This is a genomic window from Paenibacillus aceris, assembly GCF_017874035.1.
GTDB lineage: Bacteria > Bacillota > Bacilli > Paenibacillales > NBRC-103111 > Paenibacillus_E > Paenibacillus_E aceris.
On sequence record NZ_JAGGKV010000002.1, the window covers coordinates 337,396 to 362,870 of the forward strand.

Genomic DNA, 25,475 nt, shown 5'->3' on the forward strand with positions numbered 1-25,475 from the left:
GTTTGCCAAATGTGCCGCCTCCCTATACCTGATAAGAACTAAAAGCTTATACGGTATAGTATGAGTGCGGCAAGGATGTGGTGTAGGCTACTTCAATACATTTGTAACGGCACCAGTTGCCACTTCTTCAAGCTCATGAGTTCTGACGCGTCCCATGAGGTCCTGCGCGGCTAACTGAGGCGATTTCCCTTCGAAAAGCACCTTGTACAGCTCATCGGTAATCGGCATCGTAACATCGTATCTGCGCGATAACTCGTATGCCGCTTTCGTCGTCTTCACGCCTTCGACGACCATTCCCATCTCTTGAAGCACCTCATCCAGAGGAATGCCCTTCGCGAGTTTATTGCCGGCGCGCCAATTACGACTGTGTTGACTCGTACAGGTCACAATCAGATCGCCAATCCCGGCTAATCCAGCAAACGTAAGTGGGTTTGATCCCATCTGTGTGCCTAAGCGAGCGATTTCTGCCAGCCCTCTAGTCAATAGAGCAGCTTTGGCGTTATCGCCGAAACCAAGACCGTCGGTTAGTCCAGCACCAAGCGCTATGATGTTTTTGAGCGCCCCGCCAACTTCGACACCGGCCACATCCGGATTCGTATAGACACGGAAGTAGGAGTTAATCATTAAATCCTGCGCTGCTTCTGCCGCCTCCAGGTCTTGCGCCGCGACCACAACAGTTGTTGGACATTTCCGGATTACTTCTTCGGCATGACTCGGACCGGACAGCACCACAAGCCTACTCGGATCTAACTCCGGAAGCTCATCTGCCAGCACCTCCGTCATACGCTTGAGGGATCCGGTTTCAAATCCTTTGGTTGCGTGGATAAGCAAAGCATCTTTATTCAAAAAGGGACGTATCTGTGACGCAACATCGCGCATCCCTGAAGAGGGTACGACCATAATAATCGCGTCAGCCCCTTCTACCGCTTCCTGCAGCGAGTTCGTTGCGACAATAAGCGGTGATAGTTCCACATCTTGGAGAAAACGGCTGTTCCGATGCTGCTCGTTGATCTCTTGCACTTGCTCCGCATTGCGAGACCATAACAGCACCTGCTTCCCATTATCCGCCAGTACCGAGGCGAGTGCCGTTCCCCAGCTGCCAGCGACCAGAACCGATACTTTGTTTGACATGGTTCCCCTCCTAAACGTTGTGCATTGGAATAATCAAATATCGTAAACGGAGCCTATGCTCTTTTCTGACCCAACTTGTTCTCTTTGCCCTGAATGAGCTTCACAATATTGGTACGGTGCCGCATAAATGCAAATGCGCACAGCAAAATGCTAATCCATAGAACTGGTAAAGGCCGATCCATTCCCCAAATAAGAAAAGGTAAAAGTGCGGTTAAAATGAGGGAACCGAGCGAAACAAAGCGGGTAATAGCGATAATAACGATAGCTGTTAAACCAGCAATTAGCGTTGGAATGAAGCAAAGCGTGGCCATTACGCCAATCGTAGTAGCAATGCCTTTACCGCCTCGGAAGCCGTAATAAACCGGCCAATTGTGTCCAATAATCGCTGCTAGACCGCACAATACGCGAATCCAGATGTCATCGGGTCCGGGAGCTGCCCAAATGCCAAGGCAAACGGCAGCAACTCCCTTCAAACCATCCAAGATCAGTACTAGGATCGCCGGGCCCTTGCCCAGAACGCGAAGCGTATTCGTTGCTCCCGCATTGCCGCTTCCGTGTTTCCGGATATCGATGCCTTTAAACCATTTTCCGAATAAATAACTAAAGCTAATGGCCCCTAATAAATAACCCGCTACGATTGTTATTATGGAAATTAAAAGCAAGCTGCAACATCTCCTTATTCTTTGTCCGAAGTCTTTCTACGGCTTAAGATACGAATCGGCGTTCCTTCAAAACCGAAGGCTGCACGAATTTTATTATCCAAATACCGTTCATATGAAAAGTGCATGAGCTCAGGCTCATTCACAAAGAGCACAAAGACAGGAGGCTTCACGGCCACTTGCGTGACGTAGTTAATCCGCAGACGCTTACCTTTATCCGTCGGTGGCGGGTTATACGCTACGGCATCGGAAATAACATCATTCAACACATGTGTCTGAACGCGAAGGGCATGATTCTCTGCCACTTGAACAACAACCGGCAACAGCTTATGTAAGCGTTGTGTTGTTTTCGCTGAAACAAAGACAATCGGCGCGTAGCTCAAGAACAAGAAATGATCACGAATCGTTTGTGTAAAATGCTGCATCGTTTTATCGTCTTTCTCGACGATATCCCATTTATTTACGACAATGATGATCGCTTTTCCTGCTTCATGCGCATAACCGGCGATATGCTTGTCCTGATCAATGATGCCTTCTTGGCCATCAATCACGACGAGCACAACGTCTGCGCGTTCAATCGCTTTCATGGCGCGCATCACACTGTATTTTTCCGTGTTCTCGTAAACTTTGCCTCTTTTGCGCATTCCAGCGGTATCAATGATGACAAATTTCTGATTATCGCGCTCAAATGGCGTATCGATCGCATCGCGCGTCGTGCCGGCAACGTCGCTTACAATGACCCGTTCTTCTCCGAGGATGGCGTTCGTCATCGACGATTTGCCGACATTCGGTCGACCGATCAGGGCGAATTTAATAACTTCCTCGCCATACTCATCTTCTTTCTTATCGGGGAAAAGCCCGCATACAACTTCTAGCAAATCGCCGATACCGATACCGTGAGAACCTGATATCCCAACCGGATCGCCGAATCCCAAAGAATAGAATTCATAGATATCATCTTGGCGCGCCAGGTTATCTACTTTGTTCACCGCAAGTACAACCGGCTTTTTGGAACGGAATAGCAGTTGAGCCACTTCTTCATCCGAAGGGGTTACCCCCGCTTTGGCATCTACCATGAACACAATAACATCCGCCTCTTCGATCGCAAGCTCAGCCTGCACACGAACGGATTTGAGGATTGCATCCTCGCCATCAATTTCAATACCGCCTGTATCAATCACGCTGAATGACGTATTCAGCCATTCTCCCACACCATAGAGTCGATCACGTGTTACACCCGGTTTATCTTCCACAATCGCAAGACGATCGCCTACGATCCGATTGAAAATGGTGGATTTGCCGACATTCGGTCGGCCGACAATTGCAAGTACTGGTCTAGCCAATTCTCATTCACTCCTCCTGATTCCATGATCAGCCATGGAAAAATACGCAACTTACATCATAACAAAAAAGACACGGATTGGCTAATCTCTTTTGAGACTTCGCCCAATTGATCGCTGCACACCAGCCATATCAGGTATGTTTGACCAAAATCATCGTGCCATTTTTCAAATCATGCGCGTTCGCATCCAATATTTTTTCTAGTGAGAAAGAAATTTTCTGTAAGTCATCTTCTTGATCCACTACAAAAATTGGCGCACCTCCGCCGACCCGATCCTTTGTTATGGTTACAACCGCAAGGATTTGCGACATGGCGCTCATGCCTCCTTCTTTTTATTCACACCGGCCTCAGACGGCATCCGCACGGCACTTTCCAGTACCGGAACCCGATGCAGGGCAATATAAGTTTTATTCGCATCCTTCTCTTGTGGCAGCAGCAGCACTCCAACAGTTCCAGTGTTCATATCCAGTTTGGCCATTGGCCTCAGCGACGGCTCCCCTTCATCCCGGTATACGCCAAATAACGTAGAGATATCATGCAAAATCGCCTGTCTTTGGCCCAGATTTGCCAAGGTTACACGAATGTTGCGATTTTTGGGCTTAATCAGAAACCCTAGACCATGCTCTTGGATCTTGCGACGGCTATCTTCCAGTCCGACATTCATGATATAAATAGGACCGACAAACAAATCAGGTCCTTCCAAGCGGATTGGAACGGACTCTATTTCTGCAATATCTCCAAGTTTTTTACCAGATTTAAAGAAATTCGCGATCCAGATTGATATAACTCCAGCTAAAACCCCCCAGTACCAAGCAAATAAAATACTGAAGAGCGAAGCAAGAAAAGATGTGAAAATGACGAGGTAGTTTCTCCCTTCGAAAACCATCGCGATGCCTTCGATATAGGCAGCCCCTCTAGGAACAAGTTCCAACTCGTCAATCTTCGACAGACTTTGCCTTTCCATATTCCGAACATCCCTAAACTGCTGCGCAGCCAACGATAAAAACGTAACCGCTGTATAATTTTTTTCTAACAAAGCAGGAACAGCGACGGCTCCCAAACCGCCAGCAATGACCCCAAGGGAAATATGTATGATTTTACCGTGCGGGTACGTTGGATATTGCCTATAGTCTGTCCTCAGCATATTAAGCCGCGCTAAGATTCCAAAAATAACACCTACTACAATACCTATTGTATACCGATGTGAATACAACCAGTCCATTACTTTCTCCAGCCTCCCTTTCGCTCCATCCAGCTTCGTATCACGCTTCGACACCCGTTATATACCGCTTGAAGAATGATCGTCATCGTTCGAGCCGTAAAGACAGACAGCCACCATTGGTCTTGAAATGTCGAATGCCCGATGTGATGGTAGCCCCCGACAGGGTGAATGCCCGCCTGATACATATCGCCAAGCAAGTAGCCGATTGAGATCGCGGCAATTTGCTCCAAAGCACTGCGCTGCAAAACGACGGCAATGAAAGCGAGCAGTATGGCAATATCCCAGTCTGAATTCCGCACAATGAGGATCGGATCCATCTCCAACAACTGCTGCAGCAGGAAATGAAGCGAACCGAGCAGAAGCCCGATCGAAAGCAGATGTAGCTTATGTATGAAGCCTTGGGTTACATAAAGAATACCCACACTAATGAGAAAAACCAGTATGTAGACGAGTTGAATATGCACTTGCTTGATTGTTATGGAAAAGCTTGAACCAACCAACCACAGGGCAAAAAAAAGAAGCATGCCCTTATGCGATATACTTCTGACGTACAGCTCCTTCCATCCGCTGGCAAACAAGATCAACGTGATACAAAGGAGAATAAGAGACAAATAACCGGAGTTCATAATCAGACCACCCTAGGCTGCATAAGCTAGCTGATGACGTAAAGATCAGCTTGCCTGCGGATCTTCAGGCTTCCACTCTGAATGTGAAGAGGGAAGCACTTCCTGATCCTTAGTATGGCAATCTTTCGATTATTTACTCTGGTTGGCTCTATCTGCGTATGATGTTAAATCAATCCCACGGGTGCGGCACCAATCTGCCGTCTCTCCCATAATGACAACAGGGCATTGCCCTAATGCCCCAATCGTCGGGGCTCCTAAAGCCGTCATAATTAAGATGAGTCCTTGATGAAGCTCATCGGCAAACCGATGCATACTTTGAGCACCTTGCTCGCGCAGCACTCTCAAAAATGCACCCGCCATGCCGACGGCTGAGGCTCCAAGAACAAGCGCTTTGGCTGCCTCCAAAGCATTCGTAATCCCTCCTGAGGCAATCACTGCGCCTCGCGGAAAGACCGACAACGACTCCAACAGCGAGATGCTTGTCGGCGTGCCCCAATCATTCAGCCACTCCATTGCGGCTGGACGTCTCGCATTCTCGATGGCAGCGAAATTCGTGCCGCCCGAGCCTCCGACATCCAAGATCCGAACGCCAACCTCTTGCAATTGCTTGGCATTTTCCTTCAGAATCCCGAAGCCGACTTCCTTAACGATGACCGGCACTTGAACATGCCGAACAATCGCTTCTATCCGTTTCAGCATGCCAACGAAGCTGCGGTCCCCTTCAGGCATAATCAACTCCTGCATGACATTCAAATGAATTTGCAGGGCATTGGCCTCGATCATCTCAATGGCTCTAACTGCTTGATCTACGGTAGCCTCGCTGCCTAAATTAGCGAACACGATTCCCTTCGGGTTCTCGCGTCGCACAACTTGGTAGCTTGATGCTACCTCGCTGTTCTTTAGCGCAGACATTTGGGAGCCGACAGCCATGGCCATCCCCTTCTCCCGCGCCATAATGGCTAGTTCTCTGTTAATGCTCTCTGTCTCCTGGGCGCCTCCGGTCATGGCATTAATCAAAATCGGCGAACTCATAATGAGATCGCCGATTTCAGTCGTTAATGCCATATGTTCCATTGAAGTCTCAGGCAGACAGTTATGCACAAGCTTGATATCCGACAGCCCTTGCTGCCTGGATTGTCCAAGCTCCAGCGCGTAATGGACATGCTCCATTTTGCGTGAGATGCGCATTCCTATGGTCCTCCTAAAATCCAAGTATCACTTATTTTTTAAATTTGGAAAGTTTGTCGCCAAAACGCTCGCCAAGTGTCATGGATAGACCTTGGTTGCTCAAGGACACGTTCTCGTTACCAGCGATCTCTTTTTGATGGCTAGCGCTGTTACCGCGATCGCGATCGCCTCTTGGTTGTCTTTCTCTTTCTGGTTTAGCAGCGGATGGAGCAGCTGCGCCAGCTGGAGCTTCAGGAGCTTCTTCTGTTTCTTTGATGCTTAGGCTAACGCGTTTCTCATTCGCATTGATTTCCAAGATTTTCACTTGAACTTCTTGGCCTTCTTTCAATACTTCATGAGGCGTTCCGATGTGACGGTGAGCAATTTGGGAGATGTGCACAAGACCTTCAACACCTGGAGCCACTTCAACGAATGCGCCAAAAGCAGCAAGACGTTTCACTGTACCTGTTACGATATCGCCAGCTTTGAAATCATTTTCCACATTGGACCAAGGGCCTGCTTGTGTTGCTTTGATGCTAAGGCTGATTTTATCGTTGGAAGGATCAAGTTTAAGGATTTGCACTTTAACTTTATCGCCTTCTTTTACAACGTCAGAAGCTTGCTCTACATGGTGCCAAGCCAGCTCGGAGATGTGCACGAGGCCATCAATGCCGCCGATATCGATAAACGCACCGAATTGTGTCAAACGTTGAACAGTACCATCCAGTACTTGTCCTACTTGCAGACCTTCGATGATTTTCTTTTTGTTCGCTTCGAACTCTTCATCCAATACATCTTTTTGGGAAAGGATGACTTTGTTTTTCTCGCGGTCGATTTCTTTCACACGAAGACGCAATGTGCGGCCTTTGTACGAAGAGAAGTCTTCGACGAATTGACGCTCAACCATGGAAGCAGGTACGAAACCGCGTACGCCGATGTCCACAACCAAACCGCCTTTGACTACTTCAGCAACAGAAGCTTCGATAATTTCTTTGCTTTCCAGTTGTCCTTGCAGTGTTTCCCAAGCTTTTTCGCTGTCAACAACACGTTTGGACAGAACCAAAGTTTCTTTGGCGTCGTTGATTGAAACAACTTTCAATTCCACTTCTTGTCCAAGCTGAACCGCTTGACCAGCATCGTCTAAGCTAACGGAAGACAGTTCGCGCACCGGGATAACACCATCGTATTTGTAACCGATATCCACGAAGGCTTGATCTGCGTCTACCTTAACGATTTTGCCTTTTACGGTAGCGCCTTTCTTCAGCACAGCAACATTATTCATGGCATGCTCCGCTTCTGCTTGCGATACGGCTGTTTCTTGAGCTTCTTGCGTTTGATCTTGAACTTTTACTTCATCTGACATGAGATTAGCCTCCTCTAATTACAACCAACAAGAAATAATTTATAAGTCACAAAGCAGTATGTAAGCTTCTACTCTGTTTCAAACAAAAACAATGATTATCATTCGCTTTTAAAGATAGTATAATTCCAAGCTTTCATTTCCATACATTTGGCTTATGCCTTGCTATATGTACTGTGTAAGCGGCGAATTTCTTTCATAATAGCTTCAGTTGCAAGCTCTAAATCTTCAGAGCTGGCTCCTGCATATGCAGTAAGATCAAGTGGTTTGCCATACACGATGGTCATGCTGCGGAATAATGAATAATTACCAACAATAGCAACAGGCACGACCGCTGCACCAGATTTCAATGCAAGAGAGGCAGCGCCCTTCTTGCCCATTCCCCCAGCGTTATTGCGTGAGCCTTCCGGGAAAACCCCTAACATATTACCATCGCGGAGCAGTTGAACCGCAAGACGGATCGAATCTCTGCTAACGCCTCCGCGTTTGACGGGAAAGGCGCCTACTTTCGAAATGACAGAGCCCAAAACCGGAATATCAAACAGTTCAGCTTTCGCCATGAAATGAACCATACGCTTTAGCGGAGTTCCTAATAAAGGCGGATCCAACAAGCTTGTATGATTACCGCATAGCACTACGGCACCATGTTTAGGAACATTCTCCATTCCGATGGCACGCAATCGGAAAAACAAAGTGAAAAAGCAGCGAAACAAGGCCCTGCCGATGCGATATAGCATCTTATTTGCCACCTCCGACTTTGTCTTTACAAAGCCCAAGTATCTCGTCAACAACTTCTTCAATGGTCATGGAGGTACTGTCCATTAACACAGCGTCATGAGCGCGTCTGAGCGGAGAAATCTCTCGTTCTTGGTCCAATTGGTCCCTGCGAGCGATATCCTGTTCAAGCTCGGAGAGCGTCAAGGTACAGGTACCGTTGTTCTGCATCTCCTTAAAACGTCGCTCTGCACGTTCTTTCACACTGGCTGTCAGAAATACCTTGATTTCCGCATCTGGCATGACATGTGTGCCGATATCCCGGCCATCCATGACAACGCCCTTGGAAATCGCCATTTGCTTCTGAAGCGTGACCAGCAGCTGGCGTATCGCGCCATAACTGGCGATTTGGGAAACATGATCCGTAATAGCTGTGGTACGGATTGCTTTCGTCACATCCACACCATCAACGAAAACCTGTTGTCCTTCCTCTCCAGGAATGAGCTCAATCTTCATGCGATTAGCCAAAGCAGCCACTTCTGTTTCTTGATCAGGTAGCAGCCCTTCTTGCTGTACTTTCCATGTTACTGCCCTATACATGGCTCCTGTATCCACGTAAACGAATCCAAGTGCTCCGGCAACTAGCCGAGCGATGGTACTTTTACCGGCTCCAGCAGGTCCATCTATGGCAATATTGAACTTATCCAAGCTGCTGTTCCTCCTAACGATACTCCACAATACCTTACGAACAAAAAAGCAGGCACTGCCTGCTAATTGATTCAAATTATACCACACTACCTAGGCATATGCAAAACTTGGACGCATAATAGATTGCTGTGCGGCGCGCTTAAGAGCGCTCTCCCTTACCGTCGTGAGGCAGTATGTAGGGCTTTCCTTCAAGCGGCTCTACTCGCGTAAAATGCTTGCGTATGTAGGGAATTTGGAGGAGCAGTTGCACGCAAATAAGCACAATAAAACATACGAGAGTTGTCCGAATGATCACCTTCTCGACTTTTGCCGAAAAGAGAATAAACAACTGCTCGTAGGACTTCGCTTCCCGATCATTGGACATGAGCTTTCACCTGCTCGAATAGGCATATTGTCTGGTAGTATACCCATGCGAGCGTGCTCTCATGCATTTATCTTTTCCGGAAATCCATCTGGCGTTCAAAACAAAAACGAATTAATTTCTGCCGCTCCCGGTCGAGAATGTCAACAAAACTTAGCATAGCAAGCTGCTTGCCAGTTTCCAGCTGCTTAACACGAACAACCTCGCCGTTAAAGGGAATATGCTCAATATTTCCATTCTTAAATGGAACAAGCAGCCAGCAGGATACAGCCATATTCATACCGATTGGGATTTGTCTATCACAAACAAAGGAGATACCGCCTCCGCCAACATCTTCGGTCACGCCGATGAATTGGATTTGGTCTGATAATTTGACCGCGATTTCAAGTTCTGCCGGTACCCTCAAGAAGTTTCTGCGTTGGACCTGCGTTATGGCTTCCGGTTCCGGTTTGTGCAATTCCACCAGGCGAATAACATCTTCCCGATACCCCGTCACGGTCGTAGTGAAATAATTCTTCACGCCTCCCTGGCCGACAAAAAATGTGTTCAGCTCATCGCCGTGATACAGCTTTTTGAGTCTCCGTGTCTGCTCATTCATCGGAATTTCGATAACGATAGAAGTATCCGTCACATCTGCAATTCTGGATCTGTATTCGATCTTGGATTCTTCTTCATCGATACTATTTACTTGTATATGTAAAATTTGGTTAACCTTGGGCAGCAATTCCTGCACCTCCGAAACATATTATGACATAATTATACCACGCCCCTATCATTTGAATAGCAAAAAAAAGAAGCTAGGCACAAACCCGCTTCTCTCCAGACATTTATTTTGCCGCTCCGGCTGCTGCTTCGGCTTGATCCGGGCGAATGTTCTCGATTTTCTCCTCTGTTCCCAAATCACCATTAATATAAATTCGATAAATATTATTGTTCATTTTTCCGATAAACTCATGGCAGAGAACCTCTTCATCCAGCTCATTTTTGATAATAGCCAAAGATTCACTTGTCACTTTCATATTCGGACTTAACTGCTTACGCGCTTCGGCCGCTGTAATTTTGGGTTGTCCCAGGTTGCGCTGTACTTGGCCATAGATATAATCCCCAGCTTGAAGTCCGATCACTTCCAAGGTGTCAAGTGCCACCTTAACACTTATTTGTTGAGGGTAAATCGTTACATCCTTCTCACGTTTAGCAAAAATAATATTCGCAATATTTTGATATTGGTCATAGCTAACAGCACTCATGTCTTTATATTCATGTTGATCTAAAAACTCATTAGCAACATCCCGCGCTTGCCGGAGATCGAATTTCTTCTCCTTGACGTCACGCGGTTTCATAAAGTAAATCAATTGGCCGCCTTTCTTTGTATAGTCCATCTGGACGTTTTCTCCGCTGCCGCTACCCTTTGGAATCACAACACTAAAGCTTTTATTTTCGGGCGAGTTACCGCCGTTTTCTACAACCTGCATATTTGCGGTATCGTTTTGCCCCAGGAATTGTGCAGCTTTTTGCTTGATCTGATCAGCCGTCATGTCATTGCCCGACAGCATGCTCACTCTATTTTTGGATAAGGTGTTCATATTGCCGGGGCCCCAATTCAGCTCTTCATATGCCCCCACTTTTTTGTCCACAATGGAGAAGCCGTCAATGATTGCATTATCGTGCACTTCATTTTCAGAGGCTAACGCGAGTTCCACGTCCATCCATCTCAAATTGTTCGTCATGACTTTGTCTTGAACACCCCTTATTTCCTTCGTAATCTCAGCGGAGTGATCGTAAAGTGCACTTAACGTTTTTATTTCTGTTTCCGTTAATGGCTGTTTGGTCATGTCACGAACAGACATACGATAGGAATAATTAGCCATATTCGCTAAAAAATCTTCCGTTTTGTTAAATGGCAGCAGTGATAGCGGAAGCTGTGTGATATCACCTTGAGCCTGACTTGTCAGACGCCACACATTCACAAGCCCTTTCCGGTAGGAAGGTTCAGAGGTCGTGTTAACGGCCAACGTGTTTCCAAGTTCCGTATGCAGCTTATCCATATGGAAGGAAAGATCGTGGAACGCCCGCTGATATTGGTTCTCTGCTTTAATCAAAATCGTATTTTTCTCCTGATGCTCCAAATATCCCCAAACCGAAGCGCCGATTAAGGCAATCAAAAGGAATGGAAACATGACAATACTCAATCTTTTATACACGCGAATACCCCTTTCATCCCCTAACTTGCGCTTAGTTTTTGCTCGGAAAGACAGGTTTATACAAGATTGACAACAAAAAGAGGCCAATTCTTAAAGAACGGCCTCTCGTTACTCTTCGGTCTCCACTTCAAAATCATGCTCATTACTGCAGATGCATTGCCTAAAACCTGTTTCAATCTTGCCTTTTTCTTTCCTGCCTTTCAGCACAAACTTCTCTCCGCACTGTCGGCATCGAATCTTCACTTTCACACGTGATATGGACATGTATACCCTCCCGGTAGTTCCAAGCTTTGTAAGCCAGGAATCGCCATCTCTACAGTCCAGTATTGCCAAATTAACTCATTTTAATCTTCTCATCTGCTGCCGCAACACGCAGCGGTGAATGAGCATTCGCCCGGTCCACCCTCCAAATCGTACGAATCCAGAGAAAAGTCATGACCGGAATCATCACCCAAATCCAATTGGATTTGAAAACGAGCAGGATGTAGTCAAACAATCCATGCCAGAAAATCGGCAAAAGGAGTGAGAACCAGAGATACTTTTGCATTTTGTGAGGAACGAATTTGGCCTTCCCCAAATAGTACCCCATCATGACACCAAACAGTGCATGCGCCGAAACCGGCAGCAGGGCGCGGATCATAAGGGCGGTGAAAGATCCTGCATGAAGGAAAGCGTAGATGATATTTTCTAATGTCGCGTAACCCAAGCTTACCGCAACCGCGTATACAATCCCATCGTAGGGCTCGTCAAAGGCTTGATGCCGAAAAATCAAATGATACAAGACGAACCATTTCAGGAACTCCTCAACGCCACCTGACAGAAAGAAGGATGTGATGAAGGTTCCCTCGCCAAACTCTTGAGTCAAGGCATTTTGCAGCACCATCGTGGGATATACAAGCAGCACACCGAACAAGAACATGCGGATAACCAAATGAATCGGTTCTGTTTCGTATCGGTCTTTTAAATAAAAGTAAGCAAGCAGTGAGAGTCCTGGGGCTACAGCAGCAAGAACAATCGGCAGTATTTGCAAGTGCGGCTCCCCCTTTTACTAGAAGTCATGAACTACCGCGATCGAGGTACATTCATGTCATCTTACATTATAGTCATTTTCTAACGACTTATCTATGATTTATTCCGTGAACAAGGCGCGATCATTATGGAAAATGAGTGGAATATTCCCTATTGTGCCATTGCGGTTCTTCGTTAAGGCAAGTGAGATGGACTGCTGTCCGTCCGCATCAGATTTCTCCGGCTGCATAATCATCACAACATCAGCGGAGGCCTGCACGCGGTCAGGCACGTTATCTTGCCCCAGCTCTAACGCAGTAGCGGCAATAATCGGACAATCCCATTCCCGGGACCATTGTTTTAACGTAAAGGCAATAGCCGCCTGCTGCTGCTGCCAGGTCAATGTCGCCGTCCCTTCTTGTACTGGGATTCGCTGTAAATGATCGATGAAAATGACCGGCTCTTTGCCCACGATAACCGCAATCCGTTCAATGGAAGCTGCAACTTGATCCAATGTTGTATTCATCGTACATTCAAGCATCCACAGCATCTTGCTAATTTTGGCATAGTGTTTATTCGCCTCAGCCACCTGTTCGGGTTCGACTTTCCCGCCAAGCACCATCTGCGGTGCGATGCCGATTATACGCGCGATGCTGCGGGACCACAATTCGAAATTCGTCATGTCCCACGATACAAAGATGACAGGCGTTTCTTCGAACGCGATATGATCCGCCATCTGCTTCAGCAGCATGCTTTTGCCTATTGAACCTGATCCCGCTAGGAGGTACAGTCCATTCCCGAAGCCACCGAAAAGCAGCGTGTCCAACTTGGAGAAACCTGTACGGATGCTGGCTACTTGCCCACGGAATCGCTTCATATATTCTTCTAAATAAACCGTACTGTTCTTGATATCCGGCGCGACAGGAGCCAGCATAGCCTCCTCAACGGACTGATTCACCAAAGCTAGGAAAGCTTCTACCGGATTTTGAGCTCTCACGAAAAGATCGTTAATATCCCGAATGGTCTCAGGCAATGAGATGATATACGTCTCGTTCCCCTGTTCCCTCAAAACAGCTTCAATGCGCGTAGACTCTCGTCGTCCATACTCATCGTTCCCCATGCAGATATATACGCGTTTCCCGGCGAAAAGCGAGAGATGATGTTCCTTAAACACTCCGTAATCCGGCACGCAAACGGATGGGATTTTGGCCTGCGAGAGAGAAAGCACATCGAATATGCCGTTACATAGAATGACTTCATCGGATTCCTCTAAAGCCGTGTAATTAAAAAGATACTGGTCAATCCCATACAATGCCTTATATTTTGGTTCCTTATTGTCAATGGATCGTCCGATTAAGTCGACAATGTCGCCGTCGTAATTACGAATTGGCACAATAACCCGATGCTCGAAATAATCACCCAGTTGATTCTGGTCGACATAGAATCCGATCTTGCCGAGTTCAAAGCCAATCCGGTACAGTTGAGCGGTTTCTTCCGAAATCCCTCTCTTCTTTAAATACAAATAAGCCTCTTCTCTCATCTGTTTTTGGTAATAGCTCAATAAACTCTCCAAATCAACAGCTGCCAAAGTTGGCGCAAGACGTTTATGTTCTATACTTGTCATCGTGTTCTCCCCCATCATCTCTTCGCTAGGATGCAAAAGCTCGCTTTCCCACCAATCAAGGATAAACGACTTCGTCGTCCCATTGGTATGAGCGCGTTTGTCAAGATTGATGCGAAGCTAAAGTATAAAACTTATACTTTCTTATCAATTAAAAAAAGCATCAACAAAAACGTCTGTTTTTGAAGATGCTTGTTTCATTCAACAACAAAAAGCTAAGAAGATGGCCTTTATTTAAAGTGCTGACAAAGCACCTTTACCGCGTCATCGGCAATTATCGTCTTCCCATACTCCTCAAGCACCGCTTGTGTAACGGAAGCAGCTTCCCCGAATTCAGATAGGACCGCGATTAACGCTTGGTACTTCGTGTCTTCGAGATCAACAGGCTCTAGTTGTAAAATATATTTCCCTTTGTACGAATAAAGGGTGCCGCCTTCAATGAGAAGCGGATTAATTACTTTGGATACACGCAGCAGATCTTCAAAATCTCGGAATGCATAGGAGACTAAATCGCTTTGTTCAAGCGTTACTTCCATCTCGTACACTTCCTCAGCTTCATGATCGTCATATGCGTCTGAATTCGCATACAAGTCAAGCTTGCCTCTGGTTACAATGACAACCATTCCTTGCGCCGGCAGTGCAAACACTTCGACAGCAAGAGGGCCGGACGGGTCAAATCCGAGCTCTGAGTAGGCTTGATCCATCATTTCACTGAATAATTCATGTACTTTCGGAATTTCTCTCCACATGTCGTCCTTTTGAATTCCGCGTTCAGTTAAGTCATCGAATGTTAGGAAAATCCGTATCTTATCCTGACTTAAGCGTTCTATTTTCATGATAGGATCCTCCTTTGAGCTTTCCGACTGGAAAGCTTGCATCGAAAGCATGGTCATCTTATTAAAACAGAATATGATAAAAAAACAAAAATGTGAACCTCCAAGTACGAATTGGACAGGTATTCTTTTATCGTTTTCACCTACCATGTTAACACTAATTGATTGCAATTGCACGCGCAAGTTATGTATAAAAAGAAAAAGCACAGCCGGCCCCGTGGGTTTGCCTGACTGTGCCTATCCGCGAATTTATTGAATTGTCGATGTATTTTCCTTATTGGCTTGCAAAATTTCATTAACCGTTACACTCAAATGCGGGTCTTCTTTCACGATTTTCTCCACTTGATTCAGCCCGCTGCTCGCGCTTGAGCTTGCATTCGTGCTTGTGCTGGAGAAATTTTTAACGCCAGTATTACCGAATGATCTGCTTGTGAAAGTATCCTTCGCTTTATCCACTACTTTCCCCATCGATTCACTGGATGAGCTGAACGCGGAGAATAGCATTGATTTACTTTTGCGATTTAAATAGACGACCGCTGCAGCTCCGGCAATGCCACCTAACAAAAATGTACCTATCTTCATTGGGTCTCCCTCCATGTTAATTTAGTATGAATCCTCTATAGGTTGTGCGAGTTGCTTATAGGGCATACGTTAAGGCAAGAGGAAAACAAAGGAGATATGTTCTAAGTGAAATGTGGTACTATATGTATAGAATAAGAAGCAAAATAGTCCGAGGAGAACGAAAATGACTAACAAAGCCAGTGTCGTGTTGATCAGCATGATGATATTATTAGCTGCTTGCAGCGAGAGCCAATCGGGCAAAGACCCTGTTTCTACCACCAGTGCGACACCGACAGCAGCTGCTACGGCAGCACCAAGCCCTACCCCATCGGCAGCACCTACGCAAGCTCCTGCACCTACTCCTACGCCTGAGCCGACAAAGCCAGCTCCGCAAGAGGTGAAAAAGGACTATCATATGAACAAAAATTATGATATTGTCCCGAATGACCCGAACGGAAACAAAAAAGTCGTTCTTTTAACCTTTGATGACGGACCTAAAGAACGCGAAATGAATCAATCCTTAATCGATATTCTAAAAAAACATAACGCGAAGGCGATTTTCTTTTTGAACGGCTATCGGATCAAACAAAAGCCTGAATTAGTCAAGCTCATTCATGATAGCGGCAACGTTATCGGCAATCATGCTTGGGACCATGACAATTTGAAAGACATGACCAACGCCAAAATTGATCAGCAAGTCGATGATAACCAAAAAATTATCAAGGAATTAACCGGGCAAGCCCCGCAATTTTTCCGTCCGCCATTTGGTTCGGGCAATGACTATTTGAAAGCCAAAGTGAAAGACAATAAAATGCTCTATATGACTTGGTCAAATGGTTCATTAGATTGGGAAATGACTAACCAGAAAAATGACTCCGGCAAAGTCATCGAAAATGTACTGAAGCAGCTGCATAGCGGCAGCAATATTCTTATGCATGAGCTTCCATGGACGGTCAAAGCGCTAGACTCGCTGTTAACGCAGCTTGAGGAAAAAGGGTATACATTCGTCGATCCGAATGCAATCGAACTTGAAATGAGATAACAAAAGAGCTTTGCAATCCCTACCGCATTAGGAGGGGCTTGCAAAGCTCTTATTTTTTAGTAGCTGATATTTACCGTTCTCGTACTATCCACATAAGTCACCTTCGCCCCAAGTGTCTCTGAAAGCAACCGGACCGGAATCATTGTTGTTTCGTTGATAAGTTTAGCCGCTGCGTCTGTCTGATGCTCTACGCCATTCAAGTTATATGCATTGCGGTTTGTATAAAACATGATCGTCTTATCTTTCTTCTTGTACACGGCAGCCTTCTGCTTATCATCCCACTCCACCGTTGCGCCAAGAGCCGCGGCAAGATCTCTGATATAGAGGTACGATGTCCCCTCTTGAATATAAGGCTTCTGTTTCATGAGATAAGGGATGAGATCGAGAACATATTTATCCGCATCCAAGCCAAATGACACGAGATGATTTTGATTTAGTCCGAAATTGTTCATTTGCAGCGTGTAAGCAGCCGCATCTTCATGCAGTTTGAGCACACCTAAACCGGCACTTGGCTCTGTGCGGAACGACCATTCCTTCATATATGCCTTCGTGCTGCCATCCTCCATAGTCGCCGTTAGTTTCACTTTGGCTTTATAGGTCGTATCCAACTGCAGGGGCTTTGTGGGCATCAGAATAACTTCTGTATGAAGGTGATCATCATTCCCCGGCTCGCTCTTCAGTAAGCTGACAGATTTCCCGCTTTCATCCTCTAATTGCGCCTCATCCAATCTGACATTCTTCACGCCCGGCCCATTAACAGAAGCCATAATCGGATAGCCGACGGGATATTGCGCTTCAGGGTGATTACGAAGCGGATCCGGTGTCTCATGCCCGTCAAAAACAGTAGGCACATAGATATCATTACTTCCCGGGGAGACAACGAGTTCCGGTGAATTTCCTTCAGAGAACCCGAATTCAATGACATGGTACGCGTCTTCTTTGTATATGCCGATTTCAGTCAGTTCAGGCACCATGAAAGGCGTTCGATGATACGGTGCATCAAACAAACTATCGATGGCCTCAACCAGGGACACTCGATTGTATGCAACGTCCTCGGCGCTGCCTCCTGTGTATCCGATATATTGGGCTCGCTCTTTTAAAGATTTTCCGATATAGCCCGGCTGCGCAGGATCCTCATCGTGCAGGGATACGGAAGTATTAATCGGATCGATCTTATTTTGCGACAAATATTGCGCGTGTTTCTGGGCTGCTGTATTCAAAGCATCGCTGAACTTCACTTTTGTCAAACCTAGTTTTGCCCGGTAATCATTGATCGCCTGCAGGCCTTCCTGCTGTTCTTTGCTTGTCTCTGTAGACAACGAAACAGCATCCTTTACAACGTTAAAGTTCCAAGCGATCTGAACGGGTTCATAGCCGCTGAAGCTAAACATTAAGCGAGCGGAATAAGTCCCAGGCGCCAAATCTGCTTGCGGGTGATACACATATTTACCTGCAGCAGGCTCATAGCTGACGTTCACTTCCTGTTCATTTACATAAAAATGATAGTTTTCCGGGGCCATCCCTTCAATTACATCTAAATTCACCCCAATGTCCGGGCGCACAAGTCCTACATTTCCTTGCGGGTATGTCAAGTAGCCGTAAGATAACGCGTACGACGGCTTTGCGGACCAAATCAAACTTGAAAGCAAAACAATAAGGATGGCAACTATTTTTACGGAAGCAGTCCATTTTCTTGGTGCAAGTATGACATTCATTCCAATAAATCCTCCCATGACAAAATAAGCTAAAAAAATAAAAAGAAGCTATGAATCTATCATAGCTTCTCTAAAAGATTTGTACAACTTTGCTCGAATATGGAAAATTTATGAAGAGTACTTGATTCCCCACACGGTCAAAGCTATGACAAGAATAACAAAAAGCCAAAGTAATGTGACATAAAAGATGCGGGTCCATTTTCCGCGTTCAGAGGGATGCACTACCTTTCGCGGCGGTAAATAGGTGTCATCTTCCTCCCTTTCGATTGGCTTTCGCTGTGAACGAGAAGGCAATTTCTCTCCTGCATTCATGTGCTCTGTTCTTCCTCCTCCTTGCTGAACCGAAGTATACAGCCCATCACAAAATCAATAATAAAGTGAGCGATAATCGGTGTCCAAAGACTTCCTGTTTGTATATAAATCCAACCAAGGCCATAGCTAATACTGAAAACCATCCCGGTCATGAGCCAGTGCTGTAAGTAACGGATATGAATCGCTGCGAACAAAATGCTAGTCCAATACGGTCCCCAAGCATGCTGAATAGCTCCGCGAAACAACACTTCCTCGCATACGGCAACAATGAATGAAATGAGTGCAATATGCCAAACCGGACGGTTGGCAAAGATCATCTCATTAATTCCGCCATCATCGGATACTTCTTTAGGCACCCATCTGGAGATCATCATATCAATCCCCAACACGGCTACAGCAAATAAACTGCCCCAAATCGGTATTTTCCAACCGCCTTGAAACGTGAACATCGAAATAATCTTATGATTGCTCTGAAAAAAAATGATAATGATTCCGATAATAAGCGTAAGCAGTTGGGTTATGTAAAGATTGAGTAATAAAGTTCGGTCATTTAGATCATTCACATCGACTTTTCCGAAGCGGATATTCTTAAAATCGAATTTTTTCATGGATGCAGCCTCTTTCCTCGCATATTCCCTTTTATACCTATTTCACCTATACTAAGTTAAAAGAAAAAGAGAGAATAAGGAGCTTGATTATGGATAAGCGTCTTACCCGTACTGATTATTTATTTGCCCTCATGTTTATCTTTATGCTTGTTTGTATACTCGGCGCCTTCTTCTATGGATTGAAAATCGGCCAGGAAAAATCGGATCAGAAATACGAGAAAATATTGCATGCTGACAAGGCGGCCGTTCAAGAATTGGGCGCCTATGATCAGCAAGTTCTCGTTTCTTATTACCATACCATCTTTTTGCCCTTTAGGGAATTTCAGAATAAATGGTTTGAATTAATGAGTCAAATCGAGTCAGGCCATTCAACCGTCGACGCTTCAGCGGTGCTAAAAGAATTGTATAAGCTGGCCGATGAGAAATATGGCGACTTACAAAGCAAAAACATGCCGGCATCCTCACCGCTCCTTGTGCAATCACATCAGGGATATCTGAAAAGTTTAAAGCTTTTTGCGGATACGCTAAAAAGTTATCAAGGCAAAGCCAATGGCCTTAGCGCTCCTCAACTGCTTGATTCTATCCAGAAGGATGCGTACATCATCGAAGCGAAGACCCAAGCCCTTACCGCTCAAAAAAACTACTTCGATTCCATCGTTGCTTGGAACGGAACGATCGATCCTGACATTGAGAATTTCGATCCCAATAACAATGCCAATCTGGATCAATGGCGCGCAATGAACTTAAATGTCAAAAATCTTTACATAACGGCGAAGCTTCTGAAGAACAAATCATTCGCTCCTTTTTACCCGCAGGATCTGACGATCCGAATTGATGAGTTTATCGCTTCCGGGCAAGCCAAGAAGCTGAATGTCAATGATGTGAATCAAACCATGGACCTTTTGCTTAGTACGAACGCTGTTCGATCTGGCGATTTTGTAAAAGGTAAAGCCAAATGGTATGCCAATGAGCAGCTCCCGCAGCTTCCCTTTTTCTCAGATGTTAATTGAATCAACGATATGAATAGGCAAAGGAGTTAAGCGGCCGCAAGGTGCTTAACTCCTTTTTTGTGCCGGAATACACTTAGTCGTATTGAAAACCGCGCAGCATCGCTACCGCGGCCATGCCGCCATCTACATTAATAACCCGCTCTATGCCGTTCTCTTGCAAATACTCGGCAACCCGGTAGCTGCGCACACCATGTGCGCATACGAGATAAATATCCTGATCCTCCGGCAGTTCGCCTAAACGATGAGGGATTTGCCCCATTGGGATAAGCGTTGCTTCCTCCAAATGATAATATTCCCATTCATGAGGTTCCCTTACATCAATTATCACGCTATCCTTCAAAGCTTGCTGATCCAAAGCTTCTACAAATTTTTGCGGATGAATACTAGATATGTCCACTATGGCAATCCCCTTCCTCGCCTGCTTCTCATGCAATTTCTATTTATTCAGTACATTAGCGAAAAACAGGGCAAAATACAAGCAAAAATACCATTGCTTTATAAGCATCCTTGCTTTAAAATAAACAAAAATGCTTTGCAGTCTCTAAGAAATATGGCTTACATGTAAAATTGATTAAAATGATTCGACATGTATTGACACGACTTCAAACGCATGGTAATCTAATGAAAATTCTATCACAGTAAAGCGTTGACGGAGCCAAGCAAGTAAAGTAGTTTTCAGAGAGCCGATGGTTGGTGGGAATCGGTAACGAACATTTTGCGGAGCACTCCAGAGTTATTGCATTGAATATTAGTAGATGCAGTCGGAACAGGAACACGTTACAGTTCCAGGTCGCAAGACCGATTGAGGCTTCCCATGCGAATGGGCAGCGAACTAGGGTGGTACCACGAAAGCAATCTCTCGTCCCTTTGGATATAGACATCCGTGTCTGTTCCGGAGGGTTGGGAGTTTTTTTTATGTTCATATTCTAAGGAGGTTCGAATGATGTACAAAGTTCTAGTATCCGATCCAATTAGTGACATGGGAATTCAAATGCTTTATGATGCAGCTGATGTTGAAGTGGTTAAACAAACTGGTCTATCCGAAGATGAGCTTGTTTCCATCATAGGTGATTATGACGCGCTCCTAGTTCGCAGCCAGACAAAAGTAACAGAGAAAATCATGAACGCGGCATCCAAGCTTAAAGTAATCGGCCGCGCAGGCGTAGGCGTCGACAATATTGATCTGGAAGCAGCGACGAAACGCGGAATTATCGTGATCAATGCACCAGACGGCAATACGATCGCAACTTGCGAGCTTACATTTGCCATGATGATGTCCACAGCTCGTATGATCCCTCAAGCCTATAAGAAAACTGTCGGCGGCGAGTGGGACCGTAAATTCATCGGTGTTGAGCTTCGTTACAAAACACTAGGTATTCTCGGTATGGGACGTATCGGCAGCGAAGTAGCTAAACGTGCGAAAGTATTCGGCATGGAAGTTATCGGCTATGACCCGTTCTTGACAGAAGAGCGTGCTGAGAAGCTTGGAGTTAAGCTTGGAACGGTGAATGAAATCGTAGCGAAAGCTGACTTTATCACAGTTCACACGCCACTTACACCTGAAACGCGTCACTTGATCTCCAAACCGCAATTCGATATTATGAAACCCGGCATGCGTCTGATCAACTGCGCTCGCGGCGGTATCATTGACGAAATGGCAATGGTTGAAGCGATCGATCAAGGTATCGTAGCCGGCGCTGCTTTCGACGTATTCGAGGTTGAGCCTCCACAAAACGATCACCCGTTCTTAAACAATCCGAAAGTAATCGTAACACCTCACCTTGGTGCTTCCACGATTGAAGCGCAAGAAAACGTAGCGATTGACGTTTCTGAAGAAGTCCTTCATATTCTGCGCAATGAGCCGTTCAAAAATGCTGTCAATTTGCCGCCTGTACCAGCCAATGTGTTGAACAAACTTCAACCATACTTCGGTCTTGGCGAAAAGATCGGTTCCATTCTTGGCCAAATCGCGCAAGGCGCTGTGTATGAAATTGTCGTCAATTATGCGGGCGATCTGATCGATGTAGATACAAGCCAATTGACTCGTTATATTGTAAAAGGTGTTTTCGAGAATCAACTGGAAAGCATCAATATCGTTAACGCCATGCACTTGGCTAAATCGCGCGATGTGAACATCGTTGTTCAAACATCAAATACTTCAAGCTCCTTTACAAACCTTGTGACGGTTACCGTGAAAACAAAACAAGAAGAAAAAACACTTGCTGGAACTTTACTCTCCGGTTACGGCGAACGTATCGTTCGAATCGACCAATATCCGGTTGACTTCTCCGCTGAAGGAAACCTGCTGCTTATCTCCCATAACGACAAACCAGGTATCATCGGTCGCGTCGGAACGCTTCTGGGAAGCAACAACGTAAACATTGCAACGATGCAAGTAGGCCGTAAAGTGATCGGCGGATCCGCCATCATGGTTCTGACGATCGACAAACCAGCACCTGCTGAAGTGTTGACGGAACTGGCGACACAAGACGAAATCGTGAATGTTCGCGCACTTACAGTCTAATTCGTTCTTATAAAGGTACAAAGTGTTTCACGAACAACAAGATTTTGTCTGAATATTCTACAAAATGAAAGGCGTTTGCTGTGAGATTTCACAGCAAACGCCTCTTTTGTGTCGAATTTGTGACATTACATGGGTTCACAAGGCAGCAGCAATGTGAATGTCGTGCCTTGCCCCAACGTGCTTTGAGCAGTAACCAAGCCATAATGTGCTTCTACGATGTTTCTTACGATCGCGAGCCCCAGTCCTGTGCCTCCCGATGAACCTCGCGTTCGGGCTTTATCCGCTTTGTAGAATCGTTCAAAGATGAACGGCAGGTCGTCGGCAGGTATCCCCTGCCCCTCGTCGGAGACCTCAATCCTGATTGCCGGCTTATTCTTGTACGTAGCCGGCTCTGCCTTCATGGCAATACGGGCCCCAGTGGCCGTATGCCGGAAAGCGTTGTCGAGCAGGTTCGTCAGCACCTGCTCCAGCCGATCCTCATCCCCTCGTCCGAGGATGAGGGGTTTATCCGGCAGCGTCACGCTCAGCGCGATGCCGCGCTCTTTGGCCAGCACCGAAAATTTGCGGTGCATGCGTCTTATCAGGGAGTCGACTTCGACCTCCCTGTACACCAGCTCGAGATGGCCGGCTTCCATCCGGGCCAGATCGAGCAGGTCTCGGACGAGGCGCCCCATGCGGAGCGACTCGTCGTGGATGACCTGCACAAGCTCCACGCGCTCCTCCGGCGTGGAGGGAATGTCATCCAGCAGGGCTTCACTGTAGCCCTGCAGCATCGAAATCGGCGTACGGAGCTCATGCGACACGTTCGCCACGAAGTCTTTGCGCAGCTTGTCGAGGAGCTCCTCCTCCGTTACATTACGGAGCACCGCTACGGCGCCGCGCACTTCCTCGCTTTGCTCGCTCATGTATAACGGCGTCATAGCAACTGACCATACCCCGTTTTGCACATGCAGCTTGGTAGCGGCTTCTGTGGATTCTTCTACGACCGCTTCAAAAAGCGGAATCAGCGGCACTGGAATCGGAATCAAAAACGGATTGCTATAGCTCGTTAATCCCCAATCACCGAGCGCTGTATCCGGTTTACGGAAGCGTTTGGTCTCCTCATCATCTTCTGACCATTCAATCTCGCTCCACTCCTGCACAATTTTCTCCCCTTGCGGATTGGTCAGCATAACAGAGCCGTTCGCATCCAAGGTGATAACCGCATCGGTCATACTGTGCAAAATACTGGATAAATGTTCTTTCTCTTGGGAAAGTGCCCGGATGCTTTCCTGCATTTTCTCCCCCATATGGTTAAACGTCTTGGCCAATTCCCCAATTTCATCTTTAGATACAATGGGTACCCTAGTTCCGTACTCACCCATCGTGATGAAATCCGCCGCTTTTTTCAGCTGCTGCAGCGGCCGCGTAATCCGCGAGAACAAGAACAGGGCGAAAGAGGTAGTCATCAAAAAACCTACAATAGAGACATAAATAAACAATTTGAGCATGTAGGACTGCGTCGCCTCAAGCGATTGCAAAGATTGGTAAATAACAGTCGATCCAACAATATTCCCCTGCAGGTTTTTCAAAGGCACAGCAACAACAAGATACTCTTCCCCTGCCTTTAGACCGCCTATTTTGGACTTATTAATCGGCTTGCTGATGCTTTCGCCTGCAAATACCCGTTGAAGCTCGGCATTCGAAAATAAGTCGGTGACATGGAAAATGTTTAATGAGCTTCCTTGTGTAGATGGCATGACCATTTCATTCAGATCCTTGGAAATGACCAGCATTTTGGCATCCTGGAAGCCTAATAGCTCATTGCTCAATTGATAAAACTGTTCATTGTACATATGGTGAGAAGCTTCATCTGAAAAGTTCCGAGCCAGCTTCTCTATGTTAGCGGTTTGATCCTTCGCTTGCGAGAAATAATTCTCCATATAATTGACAAGAAAAAGACCTAGTATGAGCAGAACAACCCCAACTAGGCCAATAATAGTCAACCAAAGCTTACCTACGATGCTTCTGAGTATAAACACGTTATTTAGGCACCTCTAGCTTATAGCCTACACCCCATACCGTCGTAATCATCGCTGCAGCATCCGGGGAGACTTTATTTAATTTTTCACGGAGTCTTTTGACATGCGTATCCACGGTCCGTAAGTCTCCAAAAAATTCATAATTCCAAACATCCTTCAAAAGCTCCTCACGTGAGAAAACTTTATCGGGTGATACAGCCAGGTAATGCAGCAATTCGTATTCCTTAGGAGTCAACGCTACTTCTTGACCGCCTGCCGTTACCCGATGGGCATCGTGTTCAATAATCAAATTAGGGAACACAATATTGTTGCTAGAGCTTGCATCTTTGGACAAATACGCAGTTGCTGAAGAACGGCGCAGAATCGCTTTCACCCTGTAAATGACCTCGCGAGGAGAGAATGGCTTCACGACATAGTCATCTGCCCCAACTTCAAACCCGCTAACGCGGTTCGTCTCCTCTCCTTTGGCCGTTAGCATGATGACCGGCGTAGACTTCACCTGACGTAGGCGCGCGCACACTTCAATTCCGTCAATTCCCGGAAGCATAACATCGAGCAGCACTAAGTCATAGTCCGTCTCCGTCGCCATGCGCAGTGCATTCTCACCATCTTCTGCCTCTTCAATGATATAGCCCTCTTTTTCCAAATACATGCGGAGCAATCGGCGAATCCTTTCTTCATCATCAACAACGAGTATGCTAGCTTTCATTTCCATGGAGCTTCACATCC

The 25,475-nt window shown here is 46.1% G+C and carries 26 protein-coding genes and 1 other annotated feature; of the genes, 3 read left to right on the forward strand and 23 right to left on the reverse strand.

Annotated features, from left to right (window positions below; genetic code table 11):
* Nucleotides 1–87 precede the first annotated feature (87 nt).
* The 18 genes from J2Z65_RS05770 to J2Z65_RS05855 all read right to left on the reverse strand — a co-directional run bounded on the left by J2Z65_RS05770 (nucleotide 88) and on the right by J2Z65_RS05855 (nucleotide 15,535).
* Nucleotides 88–1,131, reverse strand: a complete 1,044-nt coding sequence (locus tag J2Z65_RS05770) for an NAD(P)H-dependent glycerol-3-phosphate dehydrogenase (protein ID WP_167053762.1) — start codon at nucleotides 1,129–1,131, stop codon at nucleotides 88–90.
* A 53-nt stretch (nucleotides 1,132–1,184) separates the two neighbouring features.
* A complete protein-coding gene (gene plsY, locus J2Z65_RS05775; RefSeq protein ID WP_193580784.1) occupies nucleotides 1,185–1,793 on the reverse strand; it encodes a glycerol-3-phosphate 1-O-acyltransferase PlsY in 609 nt (202 codons plus the stop codon).
* Nucleotides 1,794–1,807: 14 nt separating this feature from the next.
* Complete coding sequence (gene der, locus J2Z65_RS05780; protein WP_167053760.1) at nucleotides 1,808–3,133, reverse strand: ribosome biogenesis GTPase Der; 1,326 nt, start codon at nucleotides 3,131–3,133, stop codon at nucleotides 1,808–1,810.
* Nucleotides 3,134–3,263: 130 nt separating this feature from the next.
* Nucleotides 3,264–3,443, reverse strand: a complete 180-nt coding sequence (locus J2Z65_RS05785) for a capping complex subunit for YIEGIA (RefSeq protein ID WP_167053758.1) — start codon at nucleotides 3,441–3,443, stop codon at nucleotides 3,264–3,266.
* 5 nt (nucleotides 3,444–3,448) lie between these two features.
* Nucleotides 3,449–4,354, reverse strand: a complete 906-nt coding sequence (locus J2Z65_RS05790) for a YIEGIA family protein (protein ID WP_167054415.1) — start codon at nucleotides 4,352–4,354, stop codon at nucleotides 3,449–3,451.
* On the reverse strand, nucleotides 4,354–4,980 hold the full coding sequence (locus J2Z65_RS05795; RefSeq protein ID WP_167053756.1) for a YphA family membrane protein: 627 nt from the start codon (nucleotides 4,978–4,980) through the stop codon (nucleotides 4,354–4,356). Before J2Z65_RS05795 ends, J2Z65_RS05790 begins: the two co-directional genes overlap by 1 nt.
* Nucleotides 4,981–5,109: 129 nt before the next feature.
* Nucleotides 5,110–6,168, reverse strand: a complete 1,059-nt coding sequence (gene fni, locus J2Z65_RS05800) for a type 2 isopentenyl-diphosphate Delta-isomerase (protein ID WP_167053754.1) — start codon at nucleotides 6,166–6,168, stop codon at nucleotides 5,110–5,112.
* Nucleotides 6,169–6,199: 31 nt separating this feature from the next.
* Entirely contained in the window at nucleotides 6,200–7,510 is a 1,311-nt protein-coding gene (gene rpsA, locus J2Z65_RS05805; protein WP_167053752.1) for a 30S ribosomal protein S1, read from the reverse strand.
* A gap of 152 nt (nucleotides 7,511–7,662) precedes the next feature.
* Nucleotides 7,663–8,244 (reverse strand): lysophospholipid acyltransferase family protein, encoded by a 582-nt coding sequence (locus tag J2Z65_RS05810; protein WP_167053750.1) that lies wholly within the window; start codon nucleotides 8,242–8,244, stop codon nucleotides 7,663–7,665.
* 1 nt (nucleotide 8,245) lies between these two features.
* The gene (cmk, locus tag J2Z65_RS05815) at nucleotides 8,246–8,929 is read right to left on the reverse strand and encodes a (d)CMP kinase (protein WP_167053748.1); all 684 of its coding nucleotides are present in this window, start codon (nucleotides 8,927–8,929) and stop codon (nucleotides 8,246–8,248) included.
* Nucleotides 8,930–9,068: 139 nt separating this feature from the next.
* Nucleotides 9,069–9,293, reverse strand: coding sequence for a hypothetical protein (locus J2Z65_RS05820; protein ID WP_167053746.1), 225 nt, complete (start codon nucleotides 9,291–9,293; stop codon nucleotides 9,069–9,071).
* Between the two features lie 67 nt (nucleotides 9,294–9,360).
* Nucleotides 9,361–10,023: a flagellar brake protein gene (locus J2Z65_RS05825; RefSeq protein ID WP_338111566.1), complete on the reverse strand. Its 663-nt coding sequence runs from the start codon at nucleotides 10,021–10,023 to the stop codon at nucleotides 9,361–9,363.
* A gap of 94 nt (nucleotides 10,024–10,117) precedes the next feature.
* On the reverse strand, nucleotides 10,118–11,491 hold the full coding sequence (ypeB, locus tag J2Z65_RS05830) for a germination protein YpeB (RefSeq protein WP_167053742.1): 1,374 nt from the start codon (nucleotides 11,489–11,491) through the stop codon (nucleotides 10,118–10,120).
* A 108-nt stretch (nucleotides 11,492–11,599) separates the two neighbouring features.
* Nucleotides 11,600–11,755 carry a hypothetical protein gene (locus J2Z65_RS05835; RefSeq protein ID WP_167053740.1) on the reverse strand — a complete coding sequence of 52 codons (156 nt, stop codon included), beginning with the start codon at nucleotides 11,753–11,755 and terminating at the stop codon, nucleotides 11,600–11,602.
* 70 nt (nucleotides 11,756–11,825) lie between these two features.
* On the reverse strand, nucleotides 11,826–12,521 hold the full coding sequence (gene prsW, locus J2Z65_RS05840; RefSeq protein ID WP_167053738.1) for a glutamic-type intramembrane protease PrsW: 696 nt from the start codon (nucleotides 12,519–12,521) through the stop codon (nucleotides 11,826–11,828).
* A 99-nt stretch (nucleotides 12,522–12,620) separates the two neighbouring features.
* Entirely contained in the window at nucleotides 12,621–14,123 is a 1,503-nt protein-coding gene (locus J2Z65_RS05845; RefSeq protein WP_167053736.1) for a DnaB-like helicase C-terminal domain-containing protein, read from the reverse strand.
* 227 nt (nucleotides 14,124–14,350) lie between these two features.
* Nucleotides 14,351–14,956 (reverse strand): genetic competence negative regulator, encoded by a 606-nt coding sequence (locus tag J2Z65_RS05850; protein ID WP_167053734.1) that lies wholly within the window; start codon nucleotides 14,954–14,956, stop codon nucleotides 14,351–14,353.
* A 246-nt stretch (nucleotides 14,957–15,202) separates the two neighbouring features.
* Complete coding sequence (locus J2Z65_RS05855) at nucleotides 15,203–15,535, reverse strand: hypothetical protein (RefSeq protein WP_167053732.1); 333 nt, start codon at nucleotides 15,533–15,535, stop codon at nucleotides 15,203–15,205.
* 163 nt (nucleotides 15,536–15,698) lie between these two features.
* Here J2Z65_RS05855 and J2Z65_RS05860 point away from each other — a divergent pair, with 163 nt between their 5' ends.
* On the forward strand, nucleotides 15,699–16,556 hold the full coding sequence (locus J2Z65_RS05860) for a polysaccharide deacetylase family protein (RefSeq protein WP_167053730.1): 858 nt from the start codon (nucleotides 15,699–15,701) through the stop codon (nucleotides 16,554–16,556).
* Between the two features lie 56 nt (nucleotides 16,557–16,612).
* On the opposite strand, the gene J2Z65_RS05865 is transcribed toward J2Z65_RS05860, so the two are convergent.
* On the reverse strand, nucleotides 16,613–18,271 hold the full coding sequence (locus J2Z65_RS05865) for a stalk domain-containing protein (protein ID WP_167053728.1): 1,659 nt from the start codon (nucleotides 18,269–18,271) through the stop codon (nucleotides 16,613–16,615).
* Between the two features lie 308 nt (nucleotides 18,272–18,579).
* Nucleotides 18,580–19,191, reverse strand: a complete 612-nt coding sequence (locus J2Z65_RS05870) for a CPBP family intramembrane glutamic endopeptidase (protein WP_167053726.1) — start codon at nucleotides 19,189–19,191, stop codon at nucleotides 18,580–18,582.
* Nucleotides 19,192–19,280: 89 nt separating this feature from the next.
* On the opposite strand from J2Z65_RS05870, the gene J2Z65_RS05875 reads away from it, so the two are divergent.
* A complete protein-coding gene (locus J2Z65_RS05875; RefSeq protein WP_167053724.1) occupies nucleotides 19,281–20,201 on the forward strand; it encodes a hypothetical protein in 921 nt (306 codons plus the stop codon).
* Between the two features lie 73 nt (nucleotides 20,202–20,274).
* Here the strand turns inward: J2Z65_RS05875 and J2Z65_RS05880 are convergent, their stop codons facing one another.
* A complete protein-coding gene (locus J2Z65_RS05880) occupies nucleotides 20,275–20,598 on the reverse strand; it encodes a rhodanese-like domain-containing protein (RefSeq protein WP_338111565.1) in 324 nt (107 codons plus the stop codon).
* A gap of 240 nt (nucleotides 20,599–20,838) precedes the next feature.
* Nucleotides 20,839–21,071: a binding site (T-box leader), on the forward strand.
* A gap of 73 nt (nucleotides 21,072–21,144) precedes the next feature.
* On the opposite strand from J2Z65_RS05880, the gene serA reads away from it, so the two are divergent.
* Nucleotides 21,145–22,725: a phosphoglycerate dehydrogenase gene (gene serA, locus J2Z65_RS05885; protein ID WP_167054411.1), complete on the forward strand. Its 1,581-nt coding sequence runs from the start codon at nucleotides 21,145–21,147 to the stop codon at nucleotides 22,723–22,725.
* Between the two features lie 125 nt (nucleotides 22,726–22,850).
* Here the strand turns inward: serA and J2Z65_RS05890 are convergent, their stop codons facing one another.
* Both J2Z65_RS05890 and J2Z65_RS05895 read right to left on the reverse strand, forming a co-directional pair.
* Complete coding sequence (locus J2Z65_RS05890; protein ID WP_167053723.1) at nucleotides 22,851–24,746, reverse strand: ATP-binding protein; 1,896 nt, start codon at nucleotides 24,744–24,746, stop codon at nucleotides 22,851–22,853.
* Between the two features lies 1 nt (nucleotide 24,747).
* Nucleotides 24,748–25,461 (reverse strand): response regulator transcription factor, encoded by a 714-nt coding sequence (locus J2Z65_RS05895; RefSeq protein WP_127451191.1) that lies wholly within the window; start codon nucleotides 25,459–25,461, stop codon nucleotides 24,748–24,750.
* Nucleotides 25,462–25,475 lie beyond the last annotated feature (14 nt).

Excerpts from the sequence above, each read along its gene's own strand:
- J2Z65_RS05770 (WP_167053762.1), bottom strand. The coding sequence starts at position 1,131 with ATGTCAAACAAAGTATCGGTTCTGGTCGCTGGCAGCTGGGGAACGGCA.
- J2Z65_RS05785 (WP_167053758.1), bottom strand. The coding sequence starts at position 3,443 with ATGTCGCAAATCCTTGCGGTTGTAACCATAACAAAGGATCGGGTCGGC.
- J2Z65_RS05790 (WP_167054415.1), bottom strand. The coding sequence starts at position 4,354 with ATGGACTGGTTGTATTCACATCGGTATACAATAGGTATTGTAGTAGGT.
- J2Z65_RS05795 (WP_167053756.1), bottom strand. The coding sequence starts at position 4,980 with ATGAACTCCGGTTATTTGTCTCTTATTCTCCTTTGTATCACGTTGATC.
- fni (WP_167053754.1), bottom strand. The coding sequence starts at position 6,168 with ATGCGCATCTCACGCAAAATGGAGCATGTCCATTACGCGCTGGAGCTT.
- rpsA (WP_167053752.1), bottom strand. The coding sequence starts at position 7,510 with ATGTCAGATGAAGTAAAAGTTCAAGATCAAACGCAAGAAGCTCAAGAA.
- J2Z65_RS05810 (WP_167053750.1), bottom strand. The coding sequence starts at position 8,244 with ATGCTATATCGCATCGGCAGGGCCTTGTTTCGCTGCTTTTTCACTTTG.
- J2Z65_RS05820 (WP_167053746.1), bottom strand. The coding sequence starts at position 9,293 with ATGTCCAATGATCGGGAAGCGAAGTCCTACGAGCAGTTGTTTATTCTC.
- J2Z65_RS05835 (WP_167053740.1), bottom strand. The coding sequence starts at position 11,755 with ATGTCCATATCACGTGTGAAAGTGAAGATTCGATGCCGACAGTGCGGA.
- J2Z65_RS05845 (WP_167053736.1), bottom strand. The coding sequence starts at position 14,123 with ATGACAAGTATAGAACATAAACGTCTTGCGCCAACTTTGGCAGCTGTT.
- J2Z65_RS05850 (WP_167053734.1), bottom strand. The coding sequence starts at position 14,956 with ATGAAAATAGAACGCTTAAGTCAGGATAAGATACGGATTTTCCTAACA.
- J2Z65_RS05855 (WP_167053732.1), bottom strand. The coding sequence starts at position 15,535 with ATGAAGATAGGTACATTTTTGTTAGGTGGCATTGCCGGAGCTGCAGCG.
- J2Z65_RS05860 (WP_167053730.1), top strand. The coding sequence starts at position 15,699 with ATGACTAACAAAGCCAGTGTCGTGTTGATCAGCATGATGATATTATTA.
- J2Z65_RS05865 (WP_167053728.1), bottom strand. The coding sequence starts at position 18,271 with ATGAATGTCATACTTGCACCAAGAAAATGGACTGCTTCCGTAAAAATA.
- J2Z65_RS05870 (WP_167053726.1), bottom strand. The coding sequence starts at position 19,191 with ATGAAAAAATTCGATTTTAAGAATATCCGCTTCGGAAAAGTCGATGTG.
- J2Z65_RS05875 (WP_167053724.1), top strand. The coding sequence starts at position 19,281 with ATGGATAAGCGTCTTACCCGTACTGATTATTTATTTGCCCTCATGTTT.
- serA (WP_167054411.1), top strand. The coding sequence starts at position 21,145 with ATGTACAAAGTTCTAGTATCCGATCCAATTAGTGACATGGGAATTCAA.
- J2Z65_RS05895 (WP_127451191.1), bottom strand. The coding sequence starts at position 25,461 with ATGGAAATGAAAGCTAGCATACTCGTTGTTGATGATGAAGAAAGGATT.